Annotated in this window: 19 protein-coding genes; 11 read left to right on the top strand and 8 right to left on the bottom strand. The window is 65.7% G+C overall.

Translation table 11 applies throughout. From position 1 onward, the window contains the following. On the bottom strand, nucleotides 1–556 hold a 556-nt coding region (locus tag ACXJL8_RS09760), incomplete at its 3' end, for an isocitrate/isopropylmalate family dehydrogenase (protein ID WP_456684931.1). A gap of 170 nt (nucleotides 557–726) precedes the next feature. Between ACXJL8_RS09760 and ACXJL8_RS09755 the strand changes: the two genes are divergently transcribed. Next, nucleotides 727–2115, top strand: a complete 1389-nt coding sequence (locus tag ACXJL8_RS09755; protein ID WP_456621363.1) for an MFS transporter — start codon at nucleotides 727–729, stop codon at nucleotides 2113–2115. Nucleotides 2116–2125: 10 nt separating this feature from the next. On the opposite strand, the gene ACXJL8_RS09750 is transcribed toward ACXJL8_RS09755, so the two are convergent. From ACXJL8_RS09750 to ACXJL8_RS09720, 7 genes are all read right to left on the bottom strand, one after another. Next, a complete protein-coding gene (locus tag ACXJL8_RS09750) occupies nucleotides 2126–3742 on the bottom strand; it encodes a B12-binding domain-containing radical SAM protein (protein ID WP_456621362.1) in 1617 nt (538 codons plus the stop codon). A 223-nt stretch (nucleotides 3743–3965) separates the two neighbouring features. Further along, nucleotides 3966–4805, bottom strand: coding sequence for an aKG-HExxH-type peptide beta-hydroxylase (locus ACXJL8_RS09745; protein ID WP_456621361.1), 840 nt, complete (start codon nucleotides 4803–4805; stop codon nucleotides 3966–3968). 20 nt (nucleotides 4806–4825) lie between these two features. Next, entirely contained in the window at nucleotides 4826–6232 is a 1407-nt protein-coding gene (locus ACXJL8_RS09740; RefSeq protein ID WP_456621360.1) for a hypothetical protein, read from the bottom strand. Between the two features lie 23 nt (nucleotides 6233–6255). After that, nucleotides 6256–7416, bottom strand: coding sequence for a radical SAM protein (locus tag ACXJL8_RS09735; protein ID WP_456621359.1), 1161 nt, complete (start codon nucleotides 7414–7416; stop codon nucleotides 6256–6258). Then, the gene (locus tag ACXJL8_RS09730; RefSeq protein WP_456621358.1) at nucleotides 7413–9380 is read right to left on the bottom strand and encodes a RiPP maturation radical SAM C-methyltransferase; all 1968 of its coding nucleotides are present in this window, start codon (nucleotides 9378–9380) and stop codon (nucleotides 7413–7415) included. The genes ACXJL8_RS09735 and ACXJL8_RS09730 overlap by 4 nt, the downstream gene beginning before the upstream one ends. Next, nucleotides 9377–10312, bottom strand: coding sequence for a radical SAM superfamily enzyme (locus tag ACXJL8_RS09725; protein ID WP_456621436.1), 936 nt, complete (start codon nucleotides 10310–10312; stop codon nucleotides 9377–9379). The genes ACXJL8_RS09730 and ACXJL8_RS09725 overlap by 4 nt, the downstream gene beginning before the upstream one ends. A 207-nt stretch (nucleotides 10313–10519) precedes the next feature. Next, nucleotides 10520–10774, bottom strand: coding sequence for a hypothetical protein (locus ACXJL8_RS09720; RefSeq protein WP_456621357.1), 255 nt, complete (start codon nucleotides 10772–10774; stop codon nucleotides 10520–10522). A 282-nt stretch (nucleotides 10775–11056) separates the two neighbouring features. Here ACXJL8_RS09720 and ACXJL8_RS09715 point away from each other — a divergent pair, with 282 nt between their 5' ends. From ACXJL8_RS09715 to ACXJL8_RS09670, 10 genes are all read left to right on the top strand, one after another. Further along, nucleotides 11057–11506, top strand: coding sequence for a (2Fe-2S)-binding protein (locus tag ACXJL8_RS09715; protein ID WP_456621356.1), 450 nt, complete (start codon nucleotides 11057–11059; stop codon nucleotides 11504–11506). An 11-nt stretch (nucleotides 11507–11517) separates the two neighbouring features. Continuing rightward, nucleotides 11518–13704 (top strand): molybdopterin cofactor-binding domain-containing protein, encoded by a 2187-nt coding sequence (locus tag ACXJL8_RS09710; protein WP_456621355.1) that lies wholly within the window; start codon nucleotides 11518–11520, stop codon nucleotides 13702–13704. 53 nt (nucleotides 13705–13757) lie between these two features. Next, nucleotides 13758–15029: an FCSD flavin-binding domain-containing protein gene (locus ACXJL8_RS09705; protein WP_456621354.1), complete on the top strand. Its 1272-nt coding sequence runs from the start codon at nucleotides 13758–13760 to the stop codon at nucleotides 15027–15029. After that, entirely contained in the window at nucleotides 15022–15471 is a 450-nt protein-coding gene (gene soxX / locus ACXJL8_RS09700) for a sulfur oxidation c-type cytochrome SoxX (protein WP_456621353.1), read from the top strand. The genes ACXJL8_RS09705 and soxX overlap by 8 nt, the downstream gene beginning before the upstream one ends. Before the next feature lie 8 nt (nucleotides 15472–15479). Then, nucleotides 15480–15947: a SoxY-related AACIE arm protein gene (locus tag ACXJL8_RS09695; protein ID WP_456621352.1), complete on the top strand. Its 468-nt coding sequence runs from the start codon at nucleotides 15480–15482 to the stop codon at nucleotides 15945–15947. Then, on the top strand, nucleotides 15947–16264 hold the full coding sequence (soxZ, locus tag ACXJL8_RS09690; protein ID WP_456621351.1) for a thiosulfate oxidation carrier complex protein SoxZ: 318 nt from the start codon (nucleotides 15947–15949) through the stop codon (nucleotides 16262–16264). The genes ACXJL8_RS09695 and soxZ overlap by 1 nt, the downstream gene beginning before the upstream one ends. Continuing rightward, nucleotides 16261–17040: a sulfur oxidation c-type cytochrome SoxA gene (gene soxA, locus ACXJL8_RS09685; protein ID WP_456621350.1), complete on the top strand. Its 780-nt coding sequence runs from the start codon at nucleotides 16261–16263 to the stop codon at nucleotides 17038–17040. Before soxZ ends, soxA begins: the two co-directional genes overlap by 4 nt. Before the next feature lie 80 nt (nucleotides 17041–17120). After that, the gene (locus ACXJL8_RS09680) at nucleotides 17121–18446 is read left to right on the top strand and encodes an ABC transporter substrate-binding protein (protein WP_456621349.1); all 1326 of its coding nucleotides are present in this window, start codon (nucleotides 17121–17123) and stop codon (nucleotides 18444–18446) included. Beyond that, the gene (locus ACXJL8_RS09675; protein ID WP_456621348.1) at nucleotides 18443–19381 is read left to right on the top strand and encodes a carbohydrate ABC transporter permease; all 939 of its coding nucleotides are present in this window, start codon (nucleotides 18443–18445) and stop codon (nucleotides 19379–19381) included. Before ACXJL8_RS09680 ends, ACXJL8_RS09675 begins: the two co-directional genes overlap by 4 nt. Then, entirely contained in the window at nucleotides 19378–20202 is an 825-nt protein-coding gene (locus ACXJL8_RS09670) for a carbohydrate ABC transporter permease (RefSeq protein ID WP_456621347.1), read from the top strand. The genes ACXJL8_RS09675 and ACXJL8_RS09670 overlap by 4 nt, the downstream gene beginning before the upstream one ends. The last annotated feature ends 168 nt before the right edge of the window (nucleotides 20203–20370 follow it).

Here is a 20370-nt window from a genome sequence, read left to right as displayed (position 1 = left end):
CATTGGCCTTGTGCACGATGGTGAGATGCTTGCGCCGCTTCATCGCCAGCCGGCAGGCGGCATGCGCAATGCGCTCGCAGCACAGGCGCGTGATCCGGCGCAGCGAGATCACGACATCAGGCGTGACCAGCATCTCGCCATTGCCCTGCTCCATGTTGCGGTCGGCGTAGAATCCCTCCGTGTTCTCGCGCACCACGACGAGATCGAAGTCGCCGAGCCGGCCGGGCCGCCCTGCATAGGTGCGCGCGGGCCTGACATTGGCGTAGAGGTCGAGGGATTTGCGGAAATGGCGCGACGGATTGATCTCGCCATGCGCCTCGTCCTTGAAGTCGAAGGTCGCGGTCGGCCCCAGGACGAGGCCGTCGGCCGCGCGCACCATATCGAGCAGTTCGGGCCGCACCGTGGTGCCGAACTGTTTCAGGCTCGCATGTCCGACGGCATGCTCCTCCAGCCGCAGATTGAGCTGGAAGCGCTCGGAGGCCGCGCGCAGCACGCCCGATGCCGCGGCCGTGATCTCGGGTCCGATGCCATCCCCGGGCAGAACGACGATATGCATGATGATCCCCTGACATTGCGGCTGCCGGGGCGATCATACGCCAGGGCGCAGCGTCATCGCCTGACCTTGGCGCATACACAGCATGCAAGCGTATGCCTGTGGAAGCCGCCCTGCCCGTAGTACATGCGGGAAAGACCATTTGAGCCCCGCTGTCGGAGAACGCGCAGGCAATGACAATCACGTTACCTGCCGCTGCGCGCGAGCCCGATCATGCCGTTGCCGATGGCCTGCCCGCCGAACGGCGGCGCTGGGCGATCGCCGCGATCTTCACCGCGCTGGCGATGGCTTCGCTCGACACTGCGATCGCCAACATCGCGCTGCCCGCCATTGCCGCCGATCTGCATGTCAGCCCGGAGCAGTCGGTCTGGGTCGTCAATGTCTATCAGATCGCGCTGGTGGCGACGCTGCTGCCGCTCGGCGCGCTTGGCGAGATCGTCGGCCACCAGCGCATCTATCTCGGCGGCCTGGTCCTGTTCACCGTCGCCTCGCTGCTCTGCGCGGTCGCCTGGTCGCTGGACAGCCTGCTCGTCGCGCGAACGCTGCAAGGATTGGGCGCGAGCGGCATCATGAGCGTCAACACCGCGCTGGTGCGCTTCGTCTATCCCGGCCGGATGCAGGGCCGCGGCTTCGGCCACAACGCGCTCGTGGTCGCGACCGCCTTCACCATCGGGCCGTCGATCGCCTCCGCCATCCTGGCCGTCGGCCCATGGCCCTGGTTGTTCGCGGTCAACATTCCCTTCGGCCTCGTCGCAATCGGCATCGGCTTTGCGATGCTGCCGAAGACGCCGCGGGCGGATCACGGTTTTGATTTTCTCGGCGCGATCCTGGCGTCTGCCTGTCTCGGCCTGTTCATCACCGGTATCGGCAGCGCCGCGCACAATCTGTCGCCTGTCGTCGTGGGCATCGAGCTGGTCACCGCGCTGGCGCTCGGCTTCATCCTGACGCGCCGTCACGCCGACCATCCCGCGCCGATGCTGCCGATCGACCTGTTCAGCCGGCCGATGTTCGCGCTGTCGGCGGCGACCGCGGTCTGCTCCTTTGTCGTGCAAGGCCTCGCCTTCGTCGCGCTGCCGTTCTATTTCGAGGATGTGCTCGGCCGCTCCCAGGTCGAGACCGGCTTCTTCATGACGCCGTGGCCGCTGGTGGTCGGGATCATGGCGCCGATCGCGGGCCGCCTGTCCGACCGCCACGCGGTCGGCCTTTTGGGCGGCATCGGGCTCGTGCTGCTCGGCATAGGCATGGCGCTGCTGGCCCTGCTTCCGAACAATCCCGGCATTCCCGACATCATCTGGCGGATGGCGATCTGCGGCATGGGTTTTGGCTTTTTCCAGGCGCCGAACATGAAGGCGGTGATGGGAAGTGCGCCGCCGCACCGCAGCGGCAGCGCCTCGGGCATCGTCGCGACCGCACGCCTGACGGGGCAGACTACGGGCGCGGCGCTTGCTGCGGCCTGCTTCTCACTCGCGGGTCACAACGGCGCCACCGTGGCGCTGTCGCTCGGCGCGGGCTTTGCCGCGGTCGGCAGCCTGATGAGCTTTTTGCGGCTGGCGGTGAAGTAGGCCCGTCCGATCAAGCCAGGTGCCGGGCGGCTGCCGCATCGGCAGTCACCGCCGGGATCACCGTTTGATCGTCCAGACCGGCCAAACGCGCATCGATGGCATCGATGACCTTGCGCGAGAACGGTCCGAGATGCGCGTAGGCCGCGATCATCTGCACCGCGATCCGCGCCGATGACGTATCGCGCTTGGCGCAGTTCATGAACGTTTGCCAGAGCGGTCCGCGCGCCTCGGGAAGGGCGGTGACCACCCGGTGCACGGTCTCCATTGCCCCGATCCTGGCGCGGATGTCGCCCTCGACCAATTCGTGGCGTTGCCTGGACCGGTCGAGCAGCGTCATCAAGCGATCGACGCGGTTCGCATAGGCCGCCGGGCTGTAGACGCGCTCCAGCACCGTCCTGTAGTCCGTCAAAATGTCGCGCAACGGGCGCACCGGATCGAAGTTGATTCCGCCCATGCACTGGTCGCCGCTGCTCGGTGCCAGATCGTGGTCCGGATGCAGCCGGCCTTCCTTGGCGAGGCGGCGCGTCAGCTGCGTGTTCGGCAAGGCATAGAGCAGGCCGACCATGGCGACCGGAATGGCGGCTTCCTCGATGAAGTCGACCATGGCATCCGCCATCGACAGCTTCTCGTTGTCGAAGCCCACGATGAAGCCAGCGGTGACGAGCATGCCGGCGGCGTAGATCTTGTGGATGCTCTCGGCGATGTTGCGCCGCGTGTTCTGCTTCTTCCGCATCGCGACCAGCGTCGCCGGATCCGGACTTTCGATGCCGACGAAGATGGCGAAGAAATTGGCCGCCCCCATCAGGTCCAGGAGCTCGGGATCGTCGGCCAGATTGACCGATGCCTCGGTCGACAATTCGAAGGGATAGCCGTGGGCGCGCTGCCATTCGGCCAGCTGGGGAAGAAACAGCCTGAGCGACTTCTTGTTGCCGATGAAATTATCGTCGACGAAGTCGAGATGGCCGCGGTAGCCCATGGCGTAGAGCCTGTCGAGCTCGACCAGCATCTGCGCGTTGGTCTTGGTCCGCGGCACGCGTCCGTAGAGCTCGATGATGTCGCAGAACTCGCAGGTGAACGGACAGCCGCGCGAATACTGCACACCGAGATAGAGATAGTCCTCGAACTTCAGCAGGTCGAAACGCGGCACCGGCGTCGTGGTGACATCGGCCTGGAATTTCGGCGCGCTGAAGGTGCCGGAGCGTGCGCCGCTGTCCCAGGCCGCGATGAATTCGTCGATGACGCTTTCGGCCTCGCCGAGCACCCGGAAGTCGGCGCTTTCGTAGACGTGCGGGCTGGACGTCGGATCGGGACCGCCGACCACCACCGGCTTGCCCGCCGCGCGGCACAGTTCGATCAGGCGCAGCGTGTCGGCCTGCTGCGGCATCATTCCGCCGGTGAAGACCACGTCGGCCCAGGCGAGATCCTCGTCCCCGAGCGGCGCCGTATTGCAGTCGATCAGCCGTACCGTCCAGCTCTTGGGCAGCATCGCGGCAACGGTGATCAGCCCAAGGGGGGCAGCGGGGCGCTTCACGCCCATCAGTTCGCAGGATTCGCCAAAGCTCCAGAAGGACTCCGCAGTGAAAAGCGGATAGAGCATCAGCACGTTACAGGGGCTCGGCACGTTCATGGAACTCCTTTGGCTTCGCCGCAGTGTAGCAGAGCATCTTCGTCTTGCACCCCAGCAAAAGGGACAAACTGTCGCCGCAACGCAGCAGTGATCGAGGCCTGGAACCGGCGTTTACAGCCGGATCGTCGTCCCGAGCCGTGAATTGGCGTTCAGGGAGGGGTAAGCGGCCGCTTGGGCAGGAATCGGCGCCTGACGGCCGGACGACGGGCGCGACCCAGCGCCGTCAGCCGCGCTCGCTCGCAAGCAGCTTGCGGCTGCTCGCCAGGACATCGCTGCACCACGCGAAGAATGCACCCAGGAATTCACGGCCCGGCGCATCGGTGCGTGCGTGCTGCCTCAATGTCTCGAATCCCGTCTCCATCCGCGAGGCATTGCGCGCCAGCAGCGCGCGGATGTCGCTGCGGACCTGCGGATCGTCTTCCTGCTCGAGCATATGCACGTCGAGCTGGGTGACGTGGATGAACGAATATTGCGCATGCAGGACGGCCGTCATCGGACGCGGCCGGTCGACCACGATCGGACTGGGATAGAGCTCGTCTTGCGGATTGCTGATGATCCGGATCGCATTCTCGTTGGCGACGCCAAACGCCCTCAGCTTGTGATGGGCCATTTCATGAACGATCGCCTGCGCGGTCGCGAGCGGGCAATTGACCGTGAGGCCGATGACGCCAAAGCGCGCGTCGACCGAGTGGCTGGCCGAGCCGAGACGGCCGGGTCCGTCGGTCGGCTGTTCGGTGTCGTGATAGCACTGGATGGTGTGCACGATGTCCGGCCACTGTCTTGCAGCGAGCGGCCAGCGGCGGACGTAGCCAAGCGCCTGCTCCATTGCCGCGACGGCTTGCGCATCGGGGACGAACCGCGGCCCGGGCAGCAATGGATCCTCGGTGCGCAAGGCAACCCTGCCCTCCGCAATGGTCGGCGCACCGTTCGTCGAAGGCCGCCGGGGAGGCAGCGGCCGCCAGGGCGTCGGCTCGGTTTCGATCAATCCGAGGGCGACGGCGGTGTCGTACCCATCGGCCTGCGGCCGGGCCGTGCGTTCCCAGTCAATCGACGTCGCATCCATGGCGATCTCCTTCGAACGGGTCAGTGTCGGCAATCATTCGTCGGCGAGAGGGCCGCGGAGACCCGCCCGACCCGCCCGGGCAGCAAGGCACGCCCCATCGTCGCGGCAAGCGTGTCGATGTCCTTGAACCGGCGCAGCGAGCGGTCGGTGCCGATCACGATCACCGTTCGCGCGACCGCACGGACGACGGCCAGCGCCTCGCGACCGCTGGCCGCAAGCCGTTCCGGATCGATGAAAGCAAGGTCGACGCCATCAGGCGCGAGACGCAACAGGGCAGCAAGCGCCTCGATGCTGGTCCCTCCGAGCACCGGCAATGACGAATCCAGACGTCGGCGCGCGGCCTCCGCTGCCGCGGCATCTTCCTCGGTGCCGTAGAGTCTCATCCTTGGCCTGGTCTGCGCGATCAGCTCCAGCAGCAAGCCATCGCCGCATCCGACGTGCACGGCCGATCCCGCGCGGCGGAGCGTGCCGGTCTGCTCCCAGACGACGGTGCTGAAGCGCGAGCGCATCGCGAACGGACTTTCGAACCCCGCCGCTTCAAATCCCGTGCCGATCTCCGCGAGGATGGCGGCGCCATCCGCGGGCTTGACCGTTGCGGCCTCCGGTTTCGCCGGGCGCGCGGCGCCGCGACCAGGCTCTCGATGCGGCGGTCCGCTCTCGTGAGACAGCCACGTGCAGCGAAATGCGCCCGTCGTGATTTCGGCAACACCGTTGACCAGCGAAGCGTTGACCGCCCAATCCGCCATCGCTTCGAGCCAGCCCATCTCCTCGGCGAATCCCAAGGCGCGGCCGACGTCGATGTATTGGCGCGAATGATCGTGAGTGGCGGAGCAATCAGCGGAACAAGGCGCGTGCCTCACCGGCCCAAGCCCCAGAACCGCGAGCGCGGCATGGGCATGCATGGCCGCCATGCCGTCGCGCGCGAGCATGCTGGCCAACGGATCGCTGCCGCCGCGCTGGAGATGGTCCGCCCAGGATTTTGCGCAGCACGGCGGATAGCCAAACCGCATTGCCGCCTGCTCCAGGCCATCCGCCGCCGGCTCCGCGATCGAGGCATCGAGCGGCGGCTTGCCGATCAGGAACGCGTAGTCGAGCAGCCGCTTCGGTTCGTCGACCGACGCCTCGGCGGGCCAGTCGGCGGCATATCCGAGCGCGGCCTTGATCGGCTTCGCTTCGAGGCCGCTCGCGCGTGCTCTCTCCGTCAAGGCATCGACGCCATCATAGCCGGTCCATACCAGCGTGGCCGGAATCCGCTCGCGGCGCACCATCTCCAGTTCGATCGCGATCGCCGCATGCCTGAGACGTTCCAGGCGCGGCTGCCAGAGCGCGCGCGCCTGCGGGCCGCTGAAGCTGATGCGCTGCGCGGCCGCCTTGGCGAGCACCGGCTCCCGCGGCGCAGCCGCCAGCGGAGGACGGGGCCAAGTCAACCAACATGTCAGCCACGCCGACGTCATGATGGTCCCGCCTGCTGGATCAGCGAATGCAGGGTGGGATTGTCGCCGATCGACCAGGCGGCGATCATCTTCGCTTCGAGATCGGGCCGGCTCTCCGACCGGCTGATCACGACGTCCCCCTTGGCCTGAAGCTCGGTCTCGATGTCCTCGAACAGGCCGAACCAGACCGGACAATCGACCGAGCGCATCCGCCAGTCGCCTCCGATCGCCGTGCCCGGACAATTGCCCTTGCAGGCCAGGAAGAAGCGACACCCCTCGCATCCGCCATTGGCCTGCGGCGTGCGGTAAAGCGAGAGCTGGCGCTCGAATGCCTCGCGGCCGGCGCGCATATGGGTCACGCCATCCTTGTTGGTGCGGCCGCAATTGCCGAGCCGGCCGTCGCTCTCGACCCCCACCACGGCGCGGGTGGCATAGGGATCGCAGGCATGGAACACGCACGAGGTCTCGGCGTCGTTCCCCGTCAGCATCGCGGCCATCTCGGCGAAGATGTCGAAGCGAACCGACGCCAATTCCTGTTCGAGCCGGCGCAGCCGCCGCAGGGCCGCGAGGTTCTCCTGCGCGCTGAGCGGCAATCCTTCGCCGCCCTCGGTCTCGTCCTGCTCCAGGAGATGCAGGCGCAGCCTGCGCACACCGAGCCCGCCCAGAAACCGGATCCACTCGCAGAGGACGCCCAGCCGCTCCGGCGCCGCGTTCATCCGGTTCAACGTCACGATCACGTTCGGCGGCATGCCCTCCCGGCACAGCGTCTCGATCGCCGCCTCGATCCGCGCAGTCGCGCGCCGCGTCGCCGGCAGGCTGCCGGCCCAGCGGGCGTCGTTGAGCGGTCCCGGCCCGTCGATCGAGATGCCGATGCGAACCCGGTATTTCCTGAACAGCTCGATGTCGCGCTCCTCGATCAGCGTGCCGTTGGTCTGCATGCCGACCCCACCATGGCGGTCGAATCCCAATTGCATCAACCGCTCGAGATCCGGCCGGCGCGTCAGCATGATCTCGCCGCCGAACAGGCTGAACGGCTCCGCCAGCCGGTCCAGCGTGGCGATGATCGCATCGAGATCGTAGCGCGTCGGCACGTTGCCGGCGGTGCGGATACCCTCCTGATAGCAGTAGCGGCATTTGATGTTGCACTTGTCGCCGAGCGGGCGGACTTCGATGGTCATGGCTGCACCCGTTCCAGGCCAACCGGTTCGCCGTGGAAGTCGGTCAAGGCCGCGTGCAGCGGGCCTGCCGCCTCCTGAACGATCGGCTGCTCGCGCGGCAGGACGTAGCCGAGGGGAAACTCGGCACGGGCATCGGCGTCGAAGATCTCACGGCCGGCCTCGGTGACGAGCGACAGCATCCTGCCGTCGATCTCGATCGCAAACCGCCGCATCAGGAGCGCATCCGTTGCGGCCTCGACCGACGCGGCATCGAAACGATCGGCCAGCTGCGCGACGATGTTCGGCCGCGTGCAGGGATTGCGCAGCGGGTTGAGCACGGCGATCTCGACCGGTGTCGGGCAATAGAACGGCTGGCGCGCGCAGGCCCGCGTGTCGCTGATGAGATGAGCGCTTCCCGCGGCCGTCATCGTCAGCTGCGGTGCAAAGGGCTGGTCGAACCAGCGGGAGCGCCAGGTCGCGCTGGCGGTCTTCAGCGCCGTCAAATCCTGTTCGCGCGCGGCTTCGGGCGCCTCGCCTTCGAAGAAATAAGCGAGATCGGCGAGATCCTCGTCCGGGACGTCGTAGATCGCAGCATAGGCCGGCATCGGCGTGACGTTGCGAAAGCCGATCTCGGAAGCGCGTTCGAAATTGGGGCTGAACCGGTCGAGACGAATGCGGCCGCAGCCGACCGGCGGCTGAAGATGTTCGAGCAGCGGAACCATTCCGGCGACGGCGTCGTAAGCGTCGCGCGGCTCGCCGGGGAATCCATACAGGATCGACCAGACAAGTCCGACGCCGAGCTCACGGCAATTGCGCAGCAGACGCAGGTTGAGCAAGGCGCTCACGCCCTTGCGCATGAGATGCAACACCGGATCCGACAGGCTCTCGATGCCGGGCTGCAACCAGACCGTCCCCGCATGGGCCAGGGTTTCCAGCTGCGCCTCGTCCATGTTGGCCTTGATCTCGTAAAAAAAGCGAAAGGCGTGCGACGGACGTTCGGCGAGCTTTCCGAGCACGCCGTCGATGTGGGACATGCCGAGGATGTTGTCGGTCGCGGCGAACCGTCCGATTCCGAACGCCGCATGCAGCGTCTCGATCTCCTCCAGCACGCGCGGCGCCGACTTGGCCCGGAACGCCATGCCCGCGCCGTTCAGGCCACAGAAGGTGCAGTGATGTTTCTGCCCCCACCAGCAGCCGCGCGACGACTCGAACGGTATCGAGGGGCGGACGCGCGCAGCTTCGGACAACCCGGGCAATTGCGCGAAATAGTCGGCGTAGTCGGGGATGGGCAGCGCATCCATCCTGGTCGGACCGGCCGCCGCACCGACGCAAGGCCGCTCGCGGGACAAGCACCCCGGCAAATCGACCGGCCGCTCGCCGCGCAGGATCGCCTCGACGGACGGACCCAACACGGTGTCGGCTTCGCCATTGAAGACATAGTCGATCTGCGAAAAATTCTTCAGCAGCACCGCGCCCATCGGCCCGTGGCAATTGGCGCCGCCGAAGCAGATCACGACGGACGGGTCGCGCTCCTTGACCGCGGCCGCGATCGCCAGCGAGGCGACGGTCTGCTCGAACATCGAGGTGAAGCCGATGATCCTGGGGTTGCGTTCGAGCAAGCGGTCGGCTGCTTCCGCGACAAAGGACGGGATCACGGTGCGCCGAATCTCGTAGAGCTGCGCCAGCCCCTTGCGCTCGATGGCGGTGCCGAGCTCGCTTATGTGCTGCTGCACCTGCGGCCGGTCGGGCCGTGTTCCCAGGCAATTGCCAAACAGCCAGTCGCCCGCCAGCAGGTGGCTCGGCAGCTTCTCCGCAAGCTGCTCGTTCAGATCGAGCCCGATGCGGTCTGCGAAGACCAGATTCAGATAGAGCGACTCGGCGCTGATGCCCTTCTCCCGCAGCAGCGCCTGCAACAGGCCAAGCGCCGCCGACGGACGCACCACGGACATCACCGGCGCCGAGCAGAACAGGACATCGACGCTCATTGGGCGGCCACGACGGTTGCAGGCGCGGGCGGTCCGTCCAGCAGGATCTCGCAGGTCTCGATCTGGGGCCGCCGCGCCTCGGCGGCTTCCCGCACCCGCGCCAGCAGCTCCGGTGAGCGGAAGATGCGATCACAGGCGGTGCAGATCCCATCGAAATCCTCCGCGCGCATGGGCGCGGGATCGTCGGCCGTGACGGCGGCCAGGATAGCGACCGGTCCCTCGAGCCTGATCCATCGGTAGAGCGGGTCGTCGGCGGCAGCCCGCATGGCGGCTTCGATGCCCTCCTCCGCGATATGGCCGACCTTCAGGGATTCGTAGTGCGGAAGCACGCCGCAGCAGGGCCGGATGCCACCCTCGTGATCGACCGTGACGGTGTGGAGAACGGACTCGCAGGGTCCGCGATAGGCCGAGGCGTGCCGAACGCGCCCCGCCTGCGTGTCCTCATCCGTGTCCGCGCCGCGGCCGGTCGAGTTGGCGACGGTCTCATAGATGTTGATCCCCGGCTCGTCCTGGAGCCCCAGATCGGCGCGCAGGCTGGCGGCGGTAATCCGCGAACTGCTTTCGACCACCACGGCGATCCGGAGCAGCAGGCCGCACTCCCGCGCGGCGGCAACCGCATTGGCAATGAAGCTCAGCGGCACGAACGCGGCATGGGGATCGTCATAGGACAAGGTCATTTCGGTGAGGCCGGCGGCCCGCAATTGGCGAACGGCCGCCGTCGCGCGCGCGGGCGACTTGGCCCAGAACGCACTCGTCGTGATGCCGGCGCGCAGGCCCAGCGACGCGGCCAACGCCACGGCGTCAGCCACGATGTCCGCATGCAGCATCGGATCGCCGCCGACGAAATGGACGATCTCCATCGACGGGATCTGCGCGGCCTGGCCAATACAGCGATGAACGTCAGCGGCGGAGAGATGGCCGCCGTGAAACATGTCGGATGAGAAGCAGCAGTGCGAACATTTGAGCGGGCATTTCAAGGTGACGTTCAAAACCAGACTGGTAGGCGTCACCCTGGCCGCGCGGAAATCGGATAAATATTGTGCGCCGAGCGCCATGGCCGACCACCTCATATCCCGGCTGTCCGGCGTACCGGTCAGCCGGCCATCATGATCTGCCGACGAGATATCTGCGATGTCGGATCAGAGGATGTCGATATGGATCGTGCCGGCCTGGACGCCGCCGCTGCGCGAGGCCAGCTTGGTCCGCAGCATCGCCGCGGTCTGGTCGTCGAGCTGAACGCCGACGCTGCTCAAATAGGAAACCGGATCCTTGCTCACTTCGCTCGCAAGGCCGAGCAGGTCTGCGTGGGAAGTAAGTCCAGCAGGCGACTTCGCTTTGAGGTCATTACCTGACGCAAGAACTTTTTCGAGATCAATCGTAACGATGCGACCCATGGCGCTTTCTCCCTTAGGATGGACTAATGGTCCATCTAGCGCAAAGGTTGTACAATACCCTGGATTAGTCAAATCATTTCTCTACAACCAAACGCTGTGGCCATGCACCGCCGTTCACAACGCCGCAACACCGCGCACCCGGCATTGTTCCCCGCGCGCGCCGTCTCTTTGGCGGATCTTTGGCGGACACCCCTCGGACTGTTGATTTGAACGTTTCCAGTTTGCCGGACAGATTGCGCGCCTGAGTCTAATCGGTGGATTGGGCCAATCAGGGGACTTGCGATGGCAAATCTAACAATCAACGGAAAAACCTTCACACTGGATGTGGAGCCGGATACGCCGCTGCTCTGGGCGATCCGCGAGAATGCCGGCCTGACCGGCACCAAATATGGCTGCGGCATCGCGCAATGCGGCGCCTGCACCGTTCACATGGACGGTGTCGCCATGCGCTCCTGCGGGATCTCGGTCGCTGAGGCCGAGGGCAAGAAGATCACCACGATCGAGGGACTGGCGTCCGGCAATTCGCTGCACAAGGTGCAGGAAGCCTGGATCGCCCAGGACGTTCCGCAATGCGGCTACTGCCAGAGCGGCATGATCATGGCGGTGGCGGCGCTTCTGAACGAGAAGCCGAAGCCGACCGACGCCGACATCGACGAGGCCATTACCAATATCTGCCGCTGCGGCACCTTCCAGCAGGTGCGTGAGGCGATCCACACGATCGCAAGCGCGTAAGGAACCGCCACATGAACAAGCATGTTTCGCCCCGAATGAATCGCCGTGCCTTCGTCATAGGCAGCACCGCACTCGGCGCCGGCCTCGTGATCGGCCTCGATATCCCCTTCGGCGGCCCCGCCGTGGTCCGCGCGGCCGACGGCTCGCCCGAGATCGGCGCCTGGGTCGTGGTCAGGCCCGACGACACCGTGGTGATCCGCATCGCCCGCTCCGAGATGGGCCAGGGCTCGCTCACCGGCCTCGCCCAGCTCGTCGCCGAGGAACTCGAATGCGACTGGACCAAGGTCACGACCGAATATCCGACACCCGGCCAGAGCGTCGCCCGCAAGCGCGTCTGGGGCGATTTCTCGACCGGCGGGAGCCGCGGCATCCGCTCCTCGCAGGACTATGTCCGCAAGGGCGGCGCCACCGCGCGCGTGATGCTGATCCAGGCCGCCGCCGACCAATGGAAGGTGCCGGCGTCCGAATGCACCGTCGCCAACAGCGTCATCACCCACACGCCATCGGGAAAAACCACGACGTATGGCAAGGTCGCCGAGGCCGCGGCCAAGCTGACGCCGCCGGCCGACGTCACGCTGAAGGACCCGAAGGACTGGAAGCTGATCGGCAAGGGCGTGAAGCGGCTCGACACCGCCGACAAGACCACCGGCAGCATGATCTACGGYATCGACGTCAAGCTGCCCGGCATGCTCAACGCCGCGATCAAGGACTGCCCGGTGTTCGGCGGCAAGCTGAAGAGCTTTGACGAGGCCAAGATCGCCGGCATGAAGGGCGTCAAGAAGGTCGTCAAGGTCGGCGATAGCGCGGTTGCGGTTGTTGCCGACACCTGGTGGCACGCCAAGACCGCGCTGGAAGCGTTGCCAATCGTCTGGGACGAGGGCGACAACGCCAAGGTTTCGAGCGAGTCGATTGCAAAATGGCTGGCTGAGGGCCTCGACAACGCGCAACCGGCCTATGTCGGCAACAAGAACGGCGACGCCAAAGCGGCGATCGCCGGCGCCGCCAAGAAGATCGAGGCCGTCTACAGCTATCCCTACCAGAACCACGCCACGATGGAGCCGATGAACGCCACCGCGCTCTACACCGCGGACAAATGCGAGGTCTGGTGCGGCACACAGAATGGCGAGGCGGCCTTCGCAGCGGTGCTGGAGGCCTCGGGTCTGCCGGCGGAGAAGTGCGACGTGCACAAGGTGATGCCCGGCGGCGGCTTCGGCCGGCGCGGCCAGACCGACTATGTCCGCCAGGCGGTCGCGATCGCCAAGCAGATGCCGGGCACACCGATCAAGCTGGTGTGGTCGCGCGAGGAGGACATGGCGCACGGCAGGTATCACCCGATCACACAGTGCAAGATGACCGGCGCGTTCGATGCCAACAACAATCTGGTCGCGCTGCACTACCGTCTGTCCGGGCAGTCCATCCTGTTCTCGCTCCGCCCCGAAGCGCTGCAGAACGGCATGGATCCGGCCGCGTTCCAGGGCGTCGCCCAATCCGGCGAAGCCGCGTTCGGCTACTCGGTGCCGAACCTCCTGATCGAGCATGCGATGCGCAACCCGCACGTTCCGCCCGGCTTCTGGCGCGGCGTCAACGTCAATCACAACGCGATCTACATGGAATGCTTCATGGACGAGCTGGCCCAGGCCGCAGGCCAGGACCCGCTCGAATTCCGCCGCAAGCTGATGGGCAACCACCCCAAGCATCTGGCGGTGCTCAATGCCGTGGCCGAGAAGATCGGCTGGAGCACGCCGGCGCCGCAGGGCGTCTATCGCGGCATCGCGCAGGTGATGGGCTATGGCAGCTATGTTGCTGGTGCTGCCGAGATCTCGGTGACCGACGGCAGCAAGATCAAGGTGCATCGCATCGTCGCCTCGACCGATCCCGGATACGTCGTCAATCCGGCGCAGGTGGAGCGGCAGATCGCCGGCTCCTTCGTCTATGGCCTCTCCGCGCTGTTCTACGGCGGCTGCACCGTCAAGGACGGCCGCATCGAGCAAACCAACTTCGACACCTACAATTCGATGCGCATCAACGAGATGCCGAAGGTGGAATCGGTGATGGTGCCAAGCGGCGGATTCTGGGGCGGTGTCGGCGAGCCGACCATCGGCGTCGCGGCGCCGGCGGTGCTGAACGCCTATTTTGCGGCCACCGGCAAGCGCATCCGCTCGGTGCCGCTGCGCGACCAGAACATCACCTTCGCGTAAGATAAGGCCGCGGCGGTTACAACGGCCGCCGCGGCATTTTCCGGATGGGACCCATGAATGCGCCGGTGACACGGCGGAATGCCGTCCTTGGCATCACCGCCGCGGCCACATCGCTCGCCGTACCTTCGATCCTGCGCGCGCAATCGGCGGGCCGTGTCGTCGTGATCGGCGGCGGCTTCGGCGGCGCGGCCTGTGCTCGCGCACTCAAACGCGCCAGCGCGACATTGCAGATCACACTGATCGAGCCGAACAAGGTCTTCACCTCCTGCCCCTTCAGCAACGAGGTGATCGCGGGCCTGCGCGAGATCGAAGCGCAGCAGTTCGGCTATGACAAGCTCGCCTCCGAAGGCGTCGCCATCGTCAGCCGGGCGGCGACCAGGATCGATGCGCAGACGCGAAGCGTGACGGTCGATGACGGCACCACGCTTGCCTACGACCGCCTCGTGCTCTCGCCCGGCATCGACTTCCATTTCGAAGCGCTGCCCGGCTACGACGACGCCGCGTCGGAGAAAATGCCGCACGCCTGGAAGGCCGGCGCGCAGACAATATTGCTGCGCAAGCAGCTAGAGGCGATGGCGGATGGCGGCCTCGTCGCGATCGCGATCCCCGCCAATCCCTCACGCTGCCCGCCGGCACCTTACGAGCGCGCCAGCCTGATCGCGCACTATCTGAAGACGAAGAAGCCACGCTCGAAGGTGTTGATCCTCGATGCCAAGGACAATTTCTCCCAGCAGCGGCTGTTCGAGAAGGCATGGAAGGAGCTCTACGGCGACATGATCGAGCGCGTGGCGCTGTCGCAAGGCGGCCGCGTCACTTCGGTCGACCCCTCGACCGGGACCATCGTTACCGAATTCGGCAACTACACCCCCGACGTCGCCAATGTCATCCCGCCGCAGCGTGCCGGACACATCGCCGGGATCGCGGGCGCTGCGGATGCGACCGGCTGGTGCCCGATCGATCCCGTGATTTTCGAATCGAAGCTCGTGCAAAACATTCACGTCATCGGCGACGCCTGCCTCGGCGGCGGCATTCCCAAGTCCGCATCAGCCGCCGGCGCGCAAGGCACGGCCTGCGCCGCTGCGATCGTCAGTCTGCTTGCCGGCCGTGCGCCGGACATGCCGCGGCTGAGCGGTGTGTGCTACACCACCGTCGCGCCCGGTTACGGCTTTTCGCTTGCCGGCAATTACCAGCCCAAGGGCGACATCTTCGCGGAGGTCGAGGGCGGCGCGACCAGCCCGGTCGATGCACCGCGCGAGCTGCGTGCGCGCGAGGCGGCCGAGGCGGAGCGCTGGTTTCAAACCATCACGGCGGACAGCTTTGGCTAGAGCATCCCTCCATGTCGCAGCGCTGATCGCCGCCGTTGTCTTGGCCAGCGGAGCAAGAGCCGACGAGCTCGTGCCCTACAGAATCATCGGTGACACCATCCCGGAGCCGCTCACGGGTGCGCCAGGCGACCCCGCGCGCGGCCGCGCGCTGGTGGTGGCGCGCACCACGACCTGCATCCTCTGCCATTCCGGGCCGTTCCCGGAGGCGCGGTTCCAGGGTGACCTCGCGCCCGATCTCACCGGCACCGGGAACTGGTGGTCGGCGGGCCAGTTGCGGCTGCGGCTGGTCGATGCATCGCGCTACAACCCGCAGACCATCATGCCGTCCTATTATCGCAATGACGGGCTGGTCCGTGTCGGACGTAATTTCGCCGGCAAGCCGATATTGTCGGCTGCAGAGATCGAGGACATCGTGGCCTATCTTGCAACGCTCCGGGACTAGGACTGTTCATGCGAACCACACGACGACAATTCCTGAGCCTTGCCGGAGGCGTTACCGCCGCCGGGACGATCCCGATCGTCACGCTGCGGCCGCTTGAGGCGACGCCTGCGATGCTCAACACCGCGATCCGTAACGTCATCGGCGAAGCTCCGGTGCGCACCGGCCGGGTCAAGCTCGACATCCCGCCGCTGGTCGAGAACGGCAACACGGTGCCGATGACGGTGAGCGTCGCGAGCCCGATGACGGCGAACGACTACGTCAAGAGCATCCACGTCTTCAACGAGAAGAACCCGCAGCCGAACATCGGCAATTTCCATCTCGGCCCCTCCTCCGGCCGCGCCCAGGTCTCGACCCGGATCCGGCTCGCCGACACCCAGAAAGTGGTCGCAATCGCGCGGCTGTCCGACGATACGTTCTGGCAGGCCGCCGCCGAAATCGTCGTGACACTGGCGGCCTGCACCGAGGAGATGAACTGATGGCCGCGCTGATCAACGTTCCGGCAAAGGCCAAGCGCGGCGAAATCATCGAGATCCGCACGCTGACCTCGCACATCATGGAAACCGGCTTTCGCCACACCGCTGCCGGCGAACTCGTGCCGCGCGACATCATCACGAGTTTTACGTGCCGCTACAACGGCACGGAGATCTTCCGTGCCGACCTCTTCCCGGCGATCGCGGCCAATCCATACCTGTCGTTCTTCACCGTTGCGAAGGAGAGCGGCAGGTTCGAGTTCGAATGGATCGGCGACAACGGCTACGCGTCCACGGCGTCGGCATCGATCACGGTCGAATGAAGTTTTGGCGCGCGATAGCGGCGGCGACATTGTTGGCCGCGGCCCCTGCCCTGCTCGCCGGCGAAATTCCGTCCGATGCGCGCCGTTCCGGCTATGCCTTCATGGGACCCGACACGCGCGCGATGCAGGATGACGACACCTCCAATCCGGGCATGTTGTTCGTGCTCGATGGCGAGGCGTTGTGGGCGAAGAAGACCGGCAGCGCCGACAAGGCCTGCGCCGACTGCCACGGCGAGGCGCGGAGCAGCATGAAGGGCGTCGCGGCGCGCTATCCCGCCTTCGACAAGTCGCTCAGCCGCCCCGTCACGCTCGACCAGCGCATCAACATCTGCCGCGCCAACCATCAGCAGGCAACGCCGCTGCCCTATGAGAGCCGCGACCTGCTGGCGCTGTCCGCCTTCGTCGCCCACCAGTCACGTGGCGTTCCGATCACAGCCGGCGATGATCCGCAACTAGAACCCTTCGTTGAGCAAGGCCGCAACCTGTTCACGCAGCGCGAGGGCCAGCTCAACCTTGCCTGCACCAATTGCCACGACGACAACTTTGACAAGCGCCTCGCCGGCGCGCCGATCACGCAGGGACAGCCGACCGGCTACCCGCTCTATCGCCTGGAATGGCAGACGCTGGGATCGCTGGAGCGGCGGCTGCGCAGCTGCATGACCGGCGTCCGCGCCCAGGCCTATGATTACGGCGCACCTGAGCTGGTCGCGCTCGAGCTCTACCTGATGTCGCGGGCGCGCGGCCTGCCGATGGAGACGCCGGCGGTGCGACCTTGATCCGCCAGAATAGGACTAGGCAGGCGTGGCACGGCCGCTAGTATCCCTCCCAAAGAAAACGAGTCATCGGGAGGGATACAGTGGCTGACCATCAGATTTCGCGCCGCAGACTATTGGCCGGCACCGCGGCGGCCGGCGCGCTTGGCCTCACTGGATTTCCGGCGCGCGCGGAGGTGAACTGGAAGAAATACGCCGGGACCAAGCTGGAGGTGATCCTCGCCAAGGGCCCGCGCGGCGACAACCTGCAAAAATACGTCAAGGAGTTTACCGAGCTCACCGGCATCCAGGTGGAGTCGGAGCAGATTCCCGAGCAGCAGCAGCGCCAGAAGGTCGTGATCGAGCTCACCTCGGGCCGGCCGAGCTTCGACGTCGTCCACCTCAGCTATCACGTGCAGAAACGGCAATTCGAGAAAGGCGGCTGGCTCGCCGACCTCACGCCCTACATGAAGGACCCGACGCTGACCGCGCCCGATCTCGTGGAGAGCGATTTCTCGGCCGCCGGCCTGCAATACTGCAAGAACGACAAGGGCCAGATGCTGTCGCTGCCCTGGTCGGTCGACTATTTCATCCTCTACTACAACAAGGAGCTGTTCCAGAAGAAGGGCGTCGCCGTCCCCAAGACGCTGGACGAGATGGTCGCGGCGGCCGAGAAGCTCACCGATGCCAAGGAAGGCACCTACGGCTTCGTCGGACGCGGCCTGCGCAACGCCAACATGACGTTGTGGACCAACTTCTTCCTCAACTATGGCGGCGAATTCCTCGATGCGAGGGGCAACATCCTGACCGACGGTCCGGAGGCCATTGCGGCAACCAAGCTCTATCAGACATTGCTGACGAAAGTCGCTCCGCCCGGCGTCGCCGGCTTCAACTGGATGGAGTCGATGGCCTCGTTCACGCAAGGACGTTCGGCGATGTGGATCGACGGCGTCGGCTGGGCGCCCCCGCTGGAGGATCCGGCAGCCTCACGCGTGGTCGGCAAGGTCGGCTACACCGTCGTGCCGGCCGGCCCGAAGGGACAATATTCAGCGACCTATGGTGATGGCATCGGCATCGCCGCGGCGAGCAAGAACAAGGAAGCCGCCTATCTGCTTTGCCAATGGGTGGTCTCGAAGCAGCAGGGCGCCCGGCTGCTGCAAGCCGGCGGCGGCGTACCGTTCCGCAACTCGATCCTGAACGATGCCGAGGTCCAGAACGGCGTGAAGATGCCCAAGGAATGGCTGCAATCGGTGATCGATTCCGCCAGGATCAGCAAGCTGGGCCTGCCGGTGATCATTCCGGTCGCCGAATTCCGCGATCTTGTCGGTGCCGCGGTCACCTCGACCCTTGCAGGCGCCGACCCGGCCGCAGAGCTGAAGAAGGCCCACGAGCAATTCCGGCCGATCCTGGAGCGCAGCGAAAAGGCGTGAGTGCGTTGACACAATCAACTCCGGCCGCGGCTTCCACCGGGACCGCGTCGGAGAAGCCATTGCGGCGACCGTCTTACTGGCCGTTCGTGGTGCCGGCGCTGGTCGTCGTGCTCGCCATCATCATCTTCCCGTGGGTCTTCACCATCTGGATGAGCCTGAACGAGTGGAAGGTCGGCTCGGCGACCACCTTCGTCGGGCTCTCCAACTATCTGCGGCTGACGAGCGATCCCCGATTCCTCGAGGCGGTGGGCCACACCATGGTCTACACCGTGCTGTCGGTGCTGCTGCCACTGCTGCTCGGCACGCTCGCAGCCGTGGTGTTTCACCAGAAATTCGCCGGCCGCGGCTTCCTGCGCGGCGTCTTCATCATGCCGATGATGGCGACGCCGGTCGCGATCGCGCTGGTCTGGACCATGATGTTCCATCCGCAGCTCGGCGTGCTGAATTACCTGTTGTCGCTGGTCGGGATACCTCCGCAGCTCTGGGTCTTTCACCCCGCAACCGTCATTCCCTCGCTGGTGCTGGTGGAGACCTGGCAGTGGACGCCCCTGGTCATGCTGATCGTGCTCGGCGGGCTCGCGGCGATCCCGGCCGAGCCTTATGAGAGCGCCCAGATCGACGGCGCCAGTTTCTGGCAGGTGTTCCGCTTCATCACGCTGCCGCTGATCATGCCGTTCCTGTTCATCGCCGGCATGATCCGCATGATCGACGCGGTGAAAAGCTTCGACATCATCTTCGCGATCACTCAGGGCGGACCGGGCTCGGCGTCGGAGACGATCAACATCTATCTCTACAGCGTCGCCTTCACCTATTACGACCTCGGCTACGGCTCGGCGATCGCGGTGGTGTTCTTCCTGCTGATCGTCCTGCTTGCGGCGGTGATGCTGTACGCCCGCCAGCGCATGGTGTGGACCGAGATCGCGAGCGGCGCATGACACCCCGTCAAATCCTCGGCAAGATCGGCCTGTGGCTTTCGGTGTTCGTCATCGTGTCGCCGGCCATCCTGTTCTTCCTCTGGATGTTGTCGCTGTCGCTCAAATTCGAGGTCGACAATGCCGCCTACCCGCCGGTGTTCATCCCGGAGCGTTTCGCCTGGAAGAACTATACCGACGTGCTCGCCTCCAACCGCTTCCTGACCTATTTCGTCAACAGCCTGATCGTGACCGGCAGCGCGACCTTGCTTGCGCTCGTCGTCGGCGTTCCCGCCGGCTATGGCATCGCGCGGATGGCCGCGCACAAATCCGCGATCGTGATCCTGATCGCCCGCATCACGCCGGGATTGTCCTATCTGATCCCGCTGTTTCTCATGTTCCAGTGGCTCGGGCTGCTCGGCACGCTGGTTCCGCAGATCATCATCCATCTGGTGGTGACGGTGCCGATCGTGATCTGGATCATGATCGGCTATTTCGAGACGACGCCGATGGAATTGGAAGAAGCAGCCCTGATCGACGGCGCCACGCGTTGGCAGGTCTTCCGCCACGTCGCGCTGCCGATCGCCAAGCCGGGCATCGCGGTTGCCTTCATCCTGGCCGTGATCTTTTCCTGGAACAATTTCGTCTTCGGCATCGTGCTGGCGGGCCGCGAGACGCGCACCTTGCCTGTGGCGGTCTACAACATGATCTCGTTCGACCAGTTGAGCTGGGGGCCGCTCGCGGCGGCAGCCCTGATCGTGACCTTCCCGGTGCTGCTGCTGACGGTGTTGGCCCAGCGGCAGATCGTCGCCGGGCTGACGGCGGGGGCGGTCAAGGGCGGATAGCTAGCGCGAGGTCGCAACGACGCGGCCGGATCCGTGGCGCATGGCCGCCGCGAGTGATTTTTGCGTGTGCACGATGTGCTCCTCAAGCAGCTTAATGGCCGTATTGGCGTCTCCGGCACGGCACGCATCGAGGATGGCCCAATGCTCGCGGTTCGGCTGCTGCTTGCC

It is taken from the genome of Bradyrhizobium sp. P5_C11_2, assembly GCF_054049755.1.
The sequence above is the reverse complement of the archived record's forward strand: the minus strand, read 5'-3'. Positions and strand labels throughout refer to the sequence as shown.